The 12,381-nt window shown below is 68.7% G+C and carries 12 protein-coding genes and 1 pseudogene; 4 read left to right on the top strand and 9 right to left on the bottom strand.

Features of this window, described 5'->3' with window-relative positions; all coding sequences use genetic code 11:
• Positions 1-164 precede the first annotated feature (164 nt).
• Both AB0E94_RS44000 and AB0E94_RS43995 read right to left on the bottom strand, forming a co-directional pair.
• Positions 165-608, bottom strand: coding sequence for a nitroreductase/quinone reductase family protein (locus AB0E94_RS44000; RefSeq protein ID WP_360339585.1), 444 nt, complete (start codon positions 606-608; stop codon positions 165-167).
• A gap of 2 nt (positions 609-610) precedes the next feature.
• Positions 611-1,393, bottom strand: a complete 783-nt coding sequence (locus AB0E94_RS43995; RefSeq protein WP_360339582.1) for a glucose 1-dehydrogenase — start codon at positions 1,391-1,393, stop codon at positions 611-613.
• 119 nt (positions 1,394-1,512) lie between these two features.
• On the opposite strand from AB0E94_RS43995, the gene AB0E94_RS43990 reads away from it, so the two are divergent.
• Entirely contained in the window at positions 1,513-2,133 is a 621-nt protein-coding gene (locus tag AB0E94_RS43990; RefSeq protein ID WP_360339579.1) for a TetR/AcrR family transcriptional regulator, read from the top strand.
• 95 nt (positions 2,134-2,228) lie between these two features.
• A complete protein-coding gene (locus AB0E94_RS43985; protein ID WP_360339576.1) occupies positions 2,229-2,594 on the top strand; it encodes a hypothetical protein in 366 nt (121 codons plus the stop codon).
• 67 nt (positions 2,595-2,661) lie between these two features.
• Here the strand turns inward: AB0E94_RS43985 and AB0E94_RS43980 are convergent, their stop codons facing one another.
• Both AB0E94_RS43980 and AB0E94_RS43975 read right to left on the bottom strand, forming a co-directional pair.
• On the bottom strand, positions 2,662-2,925 hold the full coding sequence (locus AB0E94_RS43980; RefSeq protein WP_360339573.1) for a hypothetical protein: 264 nt from the start codon (positions 2,923-2,925) through the stop codon (positions 2,662-2,664).
• Between the two features lie 77 nt (positions 2,926-3,002).
• Positions 3,003-3,281, bottom strand: coding sequence for a hypothetical protein (locus AB0E94_RS43975; protein WP_360339570.1), 279 nt, complete (start codon positions 3,279-3,281; stop codon positions 3,003-3,005).
• Between the two features lie 267 nt (positions 3,282-3,548).
• Here AB0E94_RS43975 and AB0E94_RS43970 point away from each other — a divergent pair, with 267 nt between their 5' ends.
• The gene (locus tag AB0E94_RS43970; RefSeq protein ID WP_360339567.1) at positions 3,549-4,868 is read left to right on the top strand and encodes an XRE family transcriptional regulator; all 1,320 of its coding nucleotides are present in this window, start codon (positions 3,549-3,551) and stop codon (positions 4,866-4,868) included.
• Here the strand turns inward: AB0E94_RS43970 and cutA are convergent.
• On the bottom strand, positions 4,865-5,251 hold the full coding sequence (gene cutA / locus AB0E94_RS43965; RefSeq protein ID WP_360339564.1) for a divalent-cation tolerance protein CutA: 387 nt from the start codon (positions 5,249-5,251) through the stop codon (positions 4,865-4,867). The genes AB0E94_RS43970 and cutA overlap by 4 nt on opposite strands.
• 326 nt (positions 5,252-5,577) lie before the next feature.
• Positions 5,578-8,556, bottom strand: coding sequence for a S8 family peptidase (locus AB0E94_RS43960; RefSeq protein WP_360339561.1), 2,979 nt, complete (start codon positions 8,554-8,556; stop codon positions 5,578-5,580).
• Positions 8,557-8,691: 135 nt separating this feature from the next.
• On the opposite strand from AB0E94_RS43960, the pseudogene AB0E94_RS43955 reads away from it, so the two are divergent.
• Positions 8,692-8,889: pseudogene (locus tag AB0E94_RS43955) on the top strand (hypothetical protein); the annotation flags it as partial.
• An 81-nt stretch (positions 8,890-8,970) separates the two neighbouring features.
• On the opposite strand, the gene AB0E94_RS43950 reads toward AB0E94_RS43955, so the two are convergent.
• The 3 genes from AB0E94_RS43950 to AB0E94_RS43940 form a co-directional block, all read right to left on the bottom strand.
• The gene (locus AB0E94_RS43950; protein WP_360339558.1) at positions 8,971-9,375 is read right to left on the bottom strand and encodes a hypothetical protein; all 405 of its coding nucleotides are present in this window, start codon (positions 9,373-9,375) and stop codon (positions 8,971-8,973) included.
• A gap of 864 nt (positions 9,376-10,239) precedes the next feature.
• Positions 10,240-11,358, bottom strand: a complete 1,119-nt coding sequence (locus tag AB0E94_RS43945; protein WP_360339555.1) for an alcohol dehydrogenase catalytic domain-containing protein — start codon at positions 11,356-11,358, stop codon at positions 10,240-10,242.
• Positions 11,351-12,373 (bottom strand): alcohol dehydrogenase catalytic domain-containing protein, encoded by a 1,023-nt coding sequence (locus AB0E94_RS43940; RefSeq protein ID WP_360339552.1) that lies wholly within the window; start codon positions 12,371-12,373, stop codon positions 11,351-11,353. The genes AB0E94_RS43945 and AB0E94_RS43940 overlap by 8 nt, the downstream gene beginning before the upstream one ends.
• Between the last annotated feature and the right edge of the window lie 8 nt (positions 12,374-12,381).

Below are 12,381 nucleotides of genomic sequence, written 5' to 3'. Positions count from 1 at the left end.
GGACCGGGATCTGAACGTGGCGCGAAACCTCGCACTGCTGGTTGAACGCGAGTCGGGTACCGGAGTGGCCGGAGACCCGCAGCCGCAAGGCTGCAACGGACGTGAAGCGTCCACCTGCCAGGGGACCGTCGGCCGGAAACGACCGACAGCCGATCGTGAGCCAACTAAAGCTCACTGATGGGCAACGGGAGGTCAGGGAAGGTGATCTCGACGAGGCGGCTCACGCGTAGCCAGTCGGCCAGGTGTGTGGGCTGGCTGATGGTGCCCGGGTTGCTGGGCTGGTTAAGGTCGGCGACCACCTCGGTGAAGACCGCGCGGCGCTCGTCCGGGTCGGTGACCGGCCGGGCGTGCGCCCGCAGGTCGGCCCGAACCCCGTTCTTCAGGTGGAACGTGAAGTCGGGATGGGCGAGGAGGTTCGCGTACCAGCTCGGTGGGCGCAGCAGCCCGCTGTTGAGGTAGTACCGGCCGCGAACGCGGTAGAAGAAGATCTCGATCCGCCGGGGGCGGCCGGTGCGGCGTCCGGTCGTGGTGATGTCGATGATCCGCGCGCGGGTCGGCGACGCGAGGGTCAGTTCCAGTGCCGTGCGGACGGCGGCGTCGGTGGCCACGGTCAGACTCCGGCGGGCAGGGCCGGGCCGAGCAGCAGGCCACCGTCGAGGACCAGTTCGGTTCCGGTCGCGAACGACGCTTGCGGCGAGGTGAGGTAGAGCAGCGCGGCGGTGACGTCGGCTGGGTCGCCGAGCCGGGGGATCGCGAACGGTTCCGGGTCGTAGAAGTCCGAGATCGGCCGCCCGCCCGGCACGGCCGGCTCGTGAATCAGTTTGGTCGAGATGACGCCTGGGTGGATCGCGTTGACCCGGATGTTGTCCCGGCCCAGCTCCAGCGCGGCACTCAGCGTCAGCCCCCGGATCGCCCACTTGCTCGCGACGTAGGGGGCGTAGAGCGCGGTGCCGCCGTACCCCATGGTCGATCCGATGTTGACGATCACGCCGCCGCCGGCTCGCCGCATCGCCGGAGTGACCGCTTTGATTCCGAGGAATTGGCCGGTCACGTTGATCGCGAAGGTGCGGTCCCAGACGGCTGCGTCGGTCGCCTCGATCGTGGCGGCGGGGTTCTGCACGCCCGCGTTGTTCACCAGGATCGTCACCGGGCCGAAGGCTCGGTCGGCCGCGGCGACGGCGTTCGTCCAGTCTTGTTCGCGGGTGACGTCGAGTTGCACCGCGAGGGCGTGTTCGCCCAGTTCGGCGGCAAGTGTGGTGGCCTTGCTCGGGCTGCCCGCCGAGCTGCCGATGACGACGTTCGCGCCCTCGGCGTGGTAGGCGCGGGCGTGGCTTTCGCCGAGCCCGCCGGTGCCGCCGGTGATCAGGACGGTCTGGCCGGTGAAACGTGGCATGGTGCGCACCTCTGCAGAGTTCCGGTGGTGAGTCGAGCGGCTCACCTCAGGATCGAGGTTAGGGGCGGCTGCCGAGGTGAGTCAAGTGACTCACCTCGCCTTCGGGCATACTGGGAGCCGTGAGCACCGAACCCTCCGCGTACCACCGGCGCGTAGCCGAAGAAAAGCGCGCGGCCATCGTCGAGGCCGCCACCGGCCTGTTCCTGGCCACCGGCTACGACGGCACCTCGCTCGCCAAGATCGCGGACGCGGCCGGGGTCTCCAAGGCCACCCTCTTCAAGCAGTTCCCCACGAAGGCCGCGCTCTTCGACGCGATCGTGACCGAGTCCTGGCAGGTGGAGGACCCGGCCGGCCCGGAGCCCGACGCCGGGGACCTGCGCGCCGGCCTCACCGCGATCGGCCACCGGTACGTCGACCTGCTCACCCGGCCCGGGATGACGGCACTGTTCCGGATCGTCATCGCCGAACTGCCGCGCTTCCCCGAACTCGGCGAGGCCCAGTTCAGCCGGGGCAAAATGCCGTACTTCGAATCGGTCAGCCGATACCTGGCGGCCGCCCATGCCGCCGGCGCCGCGAAGGTCGACGATCCCGACCTCGCCGCGACCCAGTTCCTCGGCATGATCTCCAACTTCGTCTTCTGGCCCACGCTGCTGCTCACCGACTGGGCGCCGGCGCGATCGGCGACCGACCAGGCCGTGACCGAGGCGGTCAACACCATGACCGCCAGATATGCGTCCTGACCGCTGCGCATTTCGCTTCATACAAGAGACAAACCAGCGATTGATGTACGGGCTCCGACGGCTCCAGCGGGTAGCGCGCGGATAGAATCCGGCCTATGGACCTCGGTGAGCCTGATGTGCGTAGCCGCCTGCTGACCGAGGGCCCGATCGGCGAGTGGGTGACCCTGCCCGGCACGCACACGGCGCTGATGTCCGACTACATCCGCTTCGATCCCGGCGGCACCGGTGAGATCCACAGCGACAGCGTGCTCGGCGGCGTAATCACCGAGCAGTTCACCTGGTCGATGACCGGTCCCGGGCGTCTCTCCTGCACGGTCGTGGACACCGAACCGGAGCCGGAGGTGGTCGGCTTCACGTTCGAGCAGCAGAGCAGCGACGTCGGCGCCTTCTGGGTGATGCGTGACCCCGACTTCGACGGTTTCTGGAGGTTCGCCCTGCCGGTGGCGCCGCGGCAGCGCTGACCGGTGCGATCGCGGTGCCCGCCAACTGACCTGTTGCAATCCTCCTGCCGATCCTCATGGGAACACTTCACAGGGACCCGTGGATGTCCTCCGACGCGGGGTGAAGATGGTAGATCGCGCTGTCGCCGTCGCCATCATCGGCGTCGGCGAGTGTGAGCCGATCGCTACGTACCCGGCGCACGTAGCCCGGTCCTGACCCGGTGTCGAGCCACACGCTCGCCCACCCGTCGGCCGGCAGATGACGCGGACCGACCGTCAACACCGTCCGGCGGGAGCGCGGGTCACGTACGGGGATCACCGGCTCGTGCGGGTCCGGCCGCGTTGTGGTCATCGCCGATTGACTCTCTCTCGTCGCTGAGGATGGATTCCTGGGCTCTGAAAGGCGGCAGAACCGCCGGACCGTATAACTCACGGCAAATCGCGGACCCATCCGATGAACCGCTCACGTAGATCCGGCGGTATCTGGCCGCGCGCGGCAAAGTCGTCGAACGCCTCCCACATGTGCAGGGCCAGACGGACCAGCGCGCCCGACGGAGTGGTGAAGTGTTCGCACAAAAGGTCAGACTTCGCGTTGGCGCACGGCCAAGTCTGTCCGCACTTGCCGCAGTCCCACGATGGCCGCTCGGGAACATGGTCGCCAGGCTGTTCCGGGATCGGCCGCGCCACACCGATCAACTCGGTCGACATGACGGTGTTCCCGGAATGGGCTGTTCAGGAACGGTCGCGGTCGTCATCGAGCCGCAGTGCGGGCACCAGCGCTGTTTGACCTTGAAAAGGAAGAGTCCGGCCGCGAAGCCGACCACCAAGAACACGATTGCTGCGCTTAGCATTGATCCCCCCGGTCGTGTGACATTCGATGTGGATCCACGATGCGCGCTGGTAGGGGCTGTTCTCTTCCCCATCATGGGGGTACCCATGATGGGGGTACCGAGTCGGTGGGGAGGGGGTGTACGAGTGACGGCGGACAGCTCGGCCACCGGAATTCCGGCGCACGTACTTGATCGGGCCGATGTTCGGGAAGCCCTTGCGCGACACGACTTCGGACAGCTCTTCGCCCTGGTAAGGAAGTGGGCGGGAATCAGCTACTCCAAGATCGGCGAAGCGTGCGGAATCAAGCCCGAGCGTGTGGGCGCATTGGCGCGCGGGGTTGGCAGCATCACTTCGTATGAGAAGATCGCGCAAATCTCTGACGCGCTGCTCATCCCGGGTTGGATGATGGGTCTCGCCCCTCGCGTGTGGGAGTGCTTCCCGCGGGGAGAAAGCCTGCAGTCACTTGCCGACGATCGATGGAATGGAGACAGTTCCGTGCACCGCAGAGACTTCCTCAAGGCTGCCACCGTCGGCACGGGATTCGCGGTCGGCCTTCGGCTGGAAAACGGAAGACATCGCGTTGGCCCGCATTTTCCGGCTGTCCTGAGGAAGCGTACGGCGCGCCTCCGGCGCCTCGATAATGTGCTCGGTGGCGGTGACACATTCCGTATCTACGCTGGCGAGTACGAGGCTACAAAGGCTCTCATCAAAGACGGGGTGTATTCGAACGTGACGGGCCGCGAACTCTTGTCGGTTCTGGCCGAGCAAGCCCAACAGGCGGGGTGGGCCGCATTCGATGCTGGCGACCACGCCGAAGCTGCGCGGCTCTATGCGGCAAGCCGCACGGCGGCGGAGCAAGCCAGCGAGCCGCTGCTCGCAGGCAACGCGTTCGCGTTCCTTGCCTACCAGCGAATCCAGGCGGATCCGGCTGTCGCTGTCCAACTCGCTACGGCCTCATGTGAGGTTGCTGGCATCGCCGCAGTCGGCTCAGCCGGGGCTCTGCTTCACGAACGTCGTGCCTGGGCACACGCTGTCGCCGGTAACGCCAACGAGACAGCGCGAGCACTCGATGACGCTCAGCAGGCGCTCATGGTCGGCGGGCAGGAACCGGATCCTGATTGGTCGGCCTGGGTCGACGAGAGTGAGCTACAGATCATGGCAGGACGTTGCTGGACGGAATTACGGCGACCGCTCCGGGCCGTACCGATCCTGAAGACCGTTCTTGCCGATTTTGACGACGCATACGCTCGTGACAAGGCGCTCTATCTGTCCTGGTTGGCGGACTCGTATCTGAATGCCGGAGAAGTCGAGGAATCGGCCGCCACTGTCAGTCGTGCCCTCGACCTCACGGCGGGAGTCGCCTCGGTTCGTCCTCGGCAGCAACTTTCCCGAGTCCTTGGGGGACTGGGTGAATACCGGACCGTTCCCGAGGTCGCAGAGTTGTTCGAGAAGGTTAACGCCTAGCTGTCTGCGTCTCGTGTCGACACTCTAATCCATTCAAGGAACTCCGTTGAGCCCGCGAGAATCGGGGTTGCGATGATCTCGGGTTTCTGCCACGGATGATTCTTCGTCAGCTCGGCTCGCAGGTCATCAAACAGGTCGAATCGTGTCCGTAGGACAAGTCGCCATTCTTCACCGGTCCCGAATTCGCCGAGGTGCCAGAACGCCGAGATGGCTGGTCCGGTGATCTGTGCCCCGGCGGCAAGACGGGACTCGACGGCCATCCGAGCGAGCGCGACAGCGGCGTCTCTGGTCTCGGTGGCCGTACTCACCTCGATGAACTCGGTTGCGTTGCCCGGATCGGGTCGTGCGCTCGTGGTCATCCGGCCATTCTCGTTGATCGCCAAGCGTTCAGGCACTCGGCTTGCCTTCTGATGCAGGTTGTCGCCCGATCCTGACCTGCGGATACATCGGTCCGATCGTCAGCGGAAATCAGGGAACAGCCCGACAACAGACAACAACCGAAGGTACCGTGTCCGGACCGTGGTCGAGGCGTCCGTCCAGCTGTGTGAATGGCTGCTCGCCGGAGAACGCGGCGACGTGCCGGCGGTCGTGGGACGGGTCGGGGCGGCGCTCGACTCGCCTGCCTGAAACGCCCGGCCGAAAGGGCTCGGCCGGCTCCGGGGTGAAATCGTGGGGACACCGCTGGGGGCGGCGGTGTCCCGACGAGGCGTCAGGCCACTACGGACAGGATCGTCTGGCCGATCCGGGTGGAGCCGTCGCTGTAGGCGATCAGTCCGAGGTAGCGGGTTGCCGGGGAAAGGCCGGTCCAGGTCGCCGTCACCGTGACGGCGGTGCCGAGGGTGACGGCCTGGCCGGCCGGGGTGGCGGTGAGGTTGCCGGCGGCGGTGTCGCCGACGATCCACGAGTGATGCGGCACGTCGAGCTCCTCGACGCCGGGCGGCGTGGCGAACTGCACCACATAGATGTCGTAAGCGCCGGCGGCGAGGGTGAGTTGTTCCTCAGCCGTCGACCCGGCGCTCGACGCCACCAGCGTGCTGGTGCCGGCCCGGTAGGCGAACACGTCCAGGTCGGTGCCCTCCGGAACGTCGGCGTCGAAGGTCGCAGCCCGGGCCAGGCGGGTGCCGGCCGGAACGGTCAGCGTCACCTTGCCCACCGACGGGCCGACCGCCGGAGCCGCGGTGTCGAAATCGGTCTCCGAGCCGACCAGGTGCAGGCTGTTCACCGTGGACGGGACCAGCCCGGCCGGGGCGGCGCTCAGGGTGCCGGTGAAGCCGGGAATGACGCTCAGCGCGGCCGACCCGCTTACCCCGGTCCCGGCGGCCTGGACCGGGGCGGCGATGGCGACCGGCCGGACCGCGATCGGGCTACGCACGTCGGAGGAGACGAGACGCTTCGGATCGGCCTTGTTCACCCAGGTCAGCGACCCGAACGTCCACTGGGCGATCGCTGCGTCGGTACGGGTCACGGTCACCTTGTACGACACCGACTTGCCCGGCAGCACGACGAACTTCTTCGGCGTGACCGTCACGGTCGTACCCGCTGGGGCCTGGATCTTCGCCTCGTAGAGGCCGGGCAGTTTGCTGACGTTCTTCACGGTACGGGTGGTCGTCTGCTTGCCGGCCAGGTCACCGATCGCGATCGACGGGTAGTTGAGGTCGGTCGGGTCGATCGCACCGTACTGATCGCAGGCGGCCCCACTGGCTCCACTGCCGCAGGCGAACCGGATCCAGTCCGGGTAGGTCGAGTCGTAGACCAGGCCCGGCCGGAACGACAGCCCGGGACGCACATGCCCGGCACCGTAGTCCAGCGGCGTCGCGGCGGCCCCGGAACGCTGGATCGGCTGGCCGGTGCTGTCGGTCTGCCCTGCCGTCGTCATCAGCGCCGACTTGACCCAGATCGGTGACCAGCCGGGGTTCTCGCTGATCACCAGGGCGGCCAGGCCGGCGATGTGCGGGCTCGACATCGACGTGCCCGAGTAGGCGTCCCACGTGCGGTTGTGGTTGCCCGGCGGCGCGACCGGCGCCACCACGTCCACACCGGGCGCGGTGATGTCCGGCTTGAGCAGGTCACCGTTACCGGCCAGCGCCGGGCCACGCGAGGAGAACGACGCCATCTCCGGCGCCCGGACCTTGATCTCGGTGCCCGCCGACAGCGTGGCGGTGGCGCCCGCCGTCGCCGCGTACGCCTTGATCGCCAGACCGGCGGCGCTGTTGACGTGCACGGACGGCACGAAGTGGTAGTCGGCGTTGATGGAGTTGTCCGGGTTGTTGTAGAGGATCATGCCGACACCGCCGGCCTGCCGGACCGCAAGACTTTTATCGGTACGGGCGTTGCCGCCCCGCAGGCACAGCACGATCTTGCCGGTCACCTTCGCCGGGTCGAGCCCGCCGGAGTAGCACAGCCGCGCCTGCGCGACCGGGGTCTCGGGCAGACCGGCCACCTCGGAGTCCACCAGCGGCGCGGACGGCACGGCGGTGCCCTGACCGGCGCCCGGGTAGGTGGTGCCGTTACCGAGAGTCAGCGTCTTGTCGTAGCCGCGGTCGTGGGTGCTGGCGGCCACCGTGGTGATCCACGGCGAGTTGTGCGCCACCGTGCTCACCGCCGGCCCGCTGTTACCGGCCGACGCCGCGACGAACACCCCGGCGTTGGCGGCGTTGAGGAACGCCAGCTCGACCGGGTCGACGAACGACGACGTGGACCCGGAGATCGAGTAGTTGATCACGTCGACGCCGTCGGCGACCGCCGCGTTGATCGCCGCGACCAGGTCGACGGTCGTACCGCTGCCACTGCCGCCGCCCTGATCCCACAGGGCCTTGTAGACGGCGAGCCGGGCCGCCGGGGCCATGCCCGACGCCTTCCCGACGACCTTGCCGTCGATGACCGCGTCCACACCCTGGTTACCGACGGAGGTGCCGGCCGTGTGCGAGCCGTGGCCGTTGAAGTCACGCGGCGACTGGAACTCACCGGGGTTCGTGTCGTTGACGCCGCCCTCGGTGAAGTACCGGGCACCGATCAGCTTGTTGTTGCACGTGATGTTGCGGGCCGGGTCGGTCTCCGCACCCTGCTGGCAGACGCCCTTCCACTTGGCGTTGATGATCCGCTGGTCCGGGCGCGGGCCGGGCAGAGCGGCGAACGCCGGGTTCTCCGGCCAGATGCCGGTGTCGATCACGCCGACGATCACGCCCAGGCCGGCCTTCTTGGAGCCGCCGAACTGGCGCTGCCACACACCGTCGCGGCCGGTCAGCCCGAGCATCTCCGAGGTGGAGATGGTGTCGGCCTTGTGGACGGCGTTCTTCGACACCGCCAGCACGCCCGCGCTGCGGCGCAGCACGTCGGCCTCGGTCGCGGTCATCCGGGCGGCGTATCCGCTGAACGCCACGTCGTACTCATAAAGGGTCTCGGCCGCCGAAACCCCGGCCAGGTTGCGGGTCCGCTGGCGTTCCGACTTCAAATGACTGCGGTACGCCGTCGCGGCGCTGCTGCCGAGGTCGATCTTCTCGCCGGCGTCGGGCCGGGTCGCGGGAATGCCGGAGACCCCACCGGTGTAGCCGGCGACGGGTGGTGCCGCCAGCTGCACGATGTAGAGCTCCGAGGGGATGTCCGGCGCACCGCGGGCCACGTCGGCGCCGGTCGCTACCAGGGTGGTCGACATGGCGACGGCCAAGGCCGTGCGGATGGATTTCTTCAACGGCACAGGTGTCCTCCGGGCACGAGCAGAGGGACTCACATTGGCCCGGAGCATATTGAGAATGGTCGACCGGTGGTAGATCTCGCGCCGATCCTAGTGCGGGGTGATGATGGTGCAATGCAAACCGATCCGCGCACTCTGACGGGAATTGTCACCGCCGGTGTCGAGAGTCAATGTCTGCTGCTCGGCGAATATCTGCTGGTCGGCGGCGACCGTGCGGTGATCAGGGCCGGTGCGCGGGTGGCGGTGACCGGCCGGGTGGTCCCCGACCTGATGACCACGTGTCAACAGGGGACGCCGTTCGTGGTGATTTCGGTCCAGTTAATTCATTGACCCGCAACTGGCCCCGGCCGTGAACATATTATCAAGACCGCATGAATTGCTTTCGCCGCCGGCCCATTCGACGAATGGGCATCACGTGGACTCCGGGTGCTGGAGCGCTTCACGGACGGTGGGGAAGACGTCGGCGGGGCGCTCCTGCCCCTCGTCGCTGTCGGTTGAGATCCAGGCGTACTGCGGATGCTCGCCGCGGAGAACCTCGCGGATCACCTCGAGCATGTCGCCCGGGATGGTGTCCTTGTAGGCGACACAGTCGACCGCCGGGATGACCACCACATCGCGCGGGTCCAGCCGCGTCTCGAGCACGCCGTACGGCACGGGCAGCACCGAGATCCAGTCGGTGCCGTCACTGTCGGTGTGATACCACGGCTCCAGGCGCAGGACCGGATGCTGGACACCGAAACGCAAGCTGAAGCGGCGCCGCGAGGGCGGCTTCGTCTTCCGGTAGGCATAGACGATGTCGCCCGGATTCGAGTGCACACAGTGGACCCTACTCGCCGGCAACGATGATCGACGCCGGCTGTTTCTACGGCATCCACTGGTAGTGCGTCGAGGTCGCGATCGCGTGGAAGCCGCACCGGCGCAGGATGGGCGCGCTGGCCGGCGACGCATCGACGTGCAGCAGCCGGAACCCGCGCGACGGCCTCCCGGGCCCGTTCGGCGATCATGGCACGGTACAGACCGCGTCCCCGCCAATCCGGCAGGGTCGCACCGCCGAGCAGCGCGACGAAGTCGGTCCCCGGGCAGAAGTCCGCGAAGGCGGCGCAGACCACCCGGTCACCGGCCTGCGCGACCAGGATGCTGAGCTGGCCGGGGTCAGCCGACACCCGCGCGGCGAGGTCGCCGGCGACCCACGAGCAGTCGACGCCGAAGACCTCGCTCTGCAGATCGGCGAACCGCCGCAGATCCTCGACCGCACTGACCCGTCGCAAGACGACACCGTCGGGCAGGACCGGGTCGGCCGCCACCTGCCCGGCGAAGCCGACCAGGACCGTCGACGGCTCCTGCGGTACGAACCCGGCCGCAACCAGGCGCTCGGAGAGTTCCGCGGGCAGGTCGTGGTCCCGGAGCTTCCATTCGACGCCCTGCCCCCGAGCTCGGAAGTAGTCCCGCTGGCGCGCGATCAGCCGGTCGAGCTCGGCACCGGTGACACCGACGTCACGCGGTGCCCGTACCCGGCCCACATGCCCGCCGACGATCCGCAGCACCGGACCGTCGTACTCATGCGTCACGCCGGTCGGGACCGCGCCGGTCGGCAGGCGCATCTGCGCGTCGTAGGCGGCCCGGAGTGCTACGGCGTCGACCATGACCGTACGGTGCCAGACCGGCGCCACCGGATACCGGTCAGGTCGTCGTCCGCGACGAGTCTCGTTGCAGGATCACCTTGGTGGTCCTGGCGCGGTAGGCGTGCGGGGCGTCGTCCCAGTCCGCGACAAGCGTGTTCACTGACTCGGCGGGGAAGCCGGTGGCGGCGAGGAACGCCAGCAGCTGCGGCAGGACGGCGCGGGGATGGGACACGCCGAGGTGCAGGGTGACGTCGGTGGCGTACATGCGCATGAGGGGTATGCGGGTCCCGGTCGACAGGTAGTAGCCGACGGCGGTGCAGGTCCCGCCGGGAGCGACCGCGGTCAGGACCTGCCGGAGGCATCGAGGGCGCGAGGTCGCCTCGACGGCGATGTCGTAGCCGCCGCGGTGGGGGAGTCTGCCGAGCGCGCCGACGCGTGCTCCGAGGTTCTCGGCGATACGGCGCCGGCCCGGATCGTCGTCGAGGTAGTCGACGACGGTGGCCCCATGGGCGACGGCGAGGCCGGCCGCGTACAGGCCGATGCTCTTGGCGCCGCCGCCCAGCACGAGCACCGTGCCGCCGGGGCGTTCGGTGAGCGCGGGCACGACGGTGCGCCATGCGTCGGCGAGGTTGTCGCTGGCGGCGGCCACTCGCAGTGGTGGGACGCCGGCGGGGACGACGACCAGCATGTGGTCGGCGTGAGGGACCACGAGGGCGTCGGTGATCATGCCACCGTACGGGCCGCTGGCCGGGCCGAACCCGTAGGCGGCCAACGTCGTACCGCTGCGGGTGGTGTTGCATTTGGAGGTGAGTCCGCGCAGGCAGGGCGGGCAGGTGCCGCAGGAGACGGCCCAGGGGACGATGACGGTCTGGCCGACCGTGATGTCGTGGACGTCGGTGCCGACGGCGACGACTTCGGCGACGCACTCGTGGCCGATACCGAACGGCCCGCGAAACGGCACGGGGCCGCAGATGCCCGCCACGACCGGGTCGACCAGGCCGGCGGCGATGCCGGCTTGCAGTGCGCGGGACACCGGGCGGTGGATGGGCAGGGTGTCGCCGTCACAGCGGCCGGCGATGAACGGGCGAACCACCGCCGCATCGGCGGGCAGCGCGGCCGGCGGGGTGGCCGGCCGCCAGCCGAGCCGCCCGGCCCGAAGAAAATGCAGCTCACGCATCGGCGGATCGCAGGTCGCGGACGAAGACGGGTTTGAGCCGCCGTTCGGCAAGCGCGTCCGGCAGCTCCTCCCAGTCCAGGACGTGTGAGACCACTCGCCGGGGATCGACATCGCCGGTGGCGGCCAGGGCGAGCGCGTCGGGGATGTGGGCGCGGACGTTGTCGCGGGCGATCCGCAGCGTCACGCCGGTCAGGTACATGTCGAGCAGCGGCAGCTCGCCGGGCCGGAAATGGTTGCCGGCGGATTCGCAGAAGCCTTCGGGCGCCAGGCTCTGCAAGGCGGCCGCCAGTTCGGCGACGCGACCGGTCGCTTCGATCGCCAGGTCGAAGCCGTGCCGGACCGGTTCGAGGATCTCGGCGGTACGCGCGCCGAAGCCGGCCGCCAGTTTCCGGTGCTCCGGGTCCGGGTCGACGTAGAGGACGTCACCGGCGCCCAGGGCGCGGGCTATGTCGCAGACGTAGAGGCCGATGCTGCCGCGGGCGATGACCAGTACCCGGGCGCCCGGCCGGGCCTTCAGGTGCGGAGCCACCAGGCGCCACGCCAGGGACCAGTTGTCGCTGGCCGACGCCATCGCGACCGGGTCGAGGCCGGGAGGCAGGGGCACCAGCATCGCATCCGCCCAGGGCACCCGGACCAGGTCGGAGAACAGCCCGCCCCAGGTGCCGCCGAGCGGAGCGCCGTACATCGCCATGTGCGGCACCGACGCGCAGTGTGCGGTCAGGCCGGCGGTGCACGCCGTACAGCTGCCGCAGTTGATCGCCCATGGCACCACGACGAGATCACCCGGCGCGACTCCGGTGACCGCGTCACCGATGTCGACGACCCGGGCGACCGCCTCGTGCCCGATCGCGAACGGCGGTTCCAGGAAACCGTGTCCGGCCAGGATCGCGGAGTCCACGTCGCAGCTGGTCGCGGCCACCGGCGCGACGATCGCCTCCCGATCCGACCGCAACACCGGATCCGGGGCCTCCCGCCATTCGACGCGCTTGCGCGCCGCATAGATCAATTCACGCATCGGTACGC

The sequence above is a fragment of the Actinoplanes sp. NPDC026670 genome, assembly GCF_040638175.1.
Classification (GTDB): Bacteria; Actinomycetota; Actinomycetes; order Mycobacteriales; family Micromonosporaceae; genus Actinoplanes.
This window is presented reverse-complemented; position numbering and strand designations above follow the sequence as displayed.

Coding starts and splice junctions, on each gene's coding strand:
- AB0E94_RS43995 (WP_360339582.1), bottom strand. CDS start 1,393: ATGCCACGTTTCACCGGCCAGACCGTCCTGATCACCGGCGGCACCGGC.
- AB0E94_RS43985 (WP_360339576.1), top strand. CDS start 2,229: ATGGACCTCGGTGAGCCTGATGTGCGTAGCCGCCTGCTGACCGAGGGC.
- AB0E94_RS43980 (WP_360339573.1), bottom strand. CDS start 2,925: ATGACCACAACGCGGCCGGACCCGCACGAGCCGGTGATCCCCGTACGT.
- AB0E94_RS43975 (WP_360339570.1), bottom strand. CDS start 3,281: ATGTCGACCGAGTTGATCGGTGTGGCGCGGCCGATCCCGGAACAGCCT.
- AB0E94_RS43945 (WP_360339555.1), bottom strand. CDS start 11,358: ATGCGTGAGCTGCATTTTCTTCGGGCCGGGCGGCTCGGCTGGCGGCCG.
- AB0E94_RS43940 (WP_360339552.1), bottom strand. CDS start 12,373: ATGCGTGAATTGATCTATGCGGCGCGCAAGCGCGTCGAATGGCGGGAG.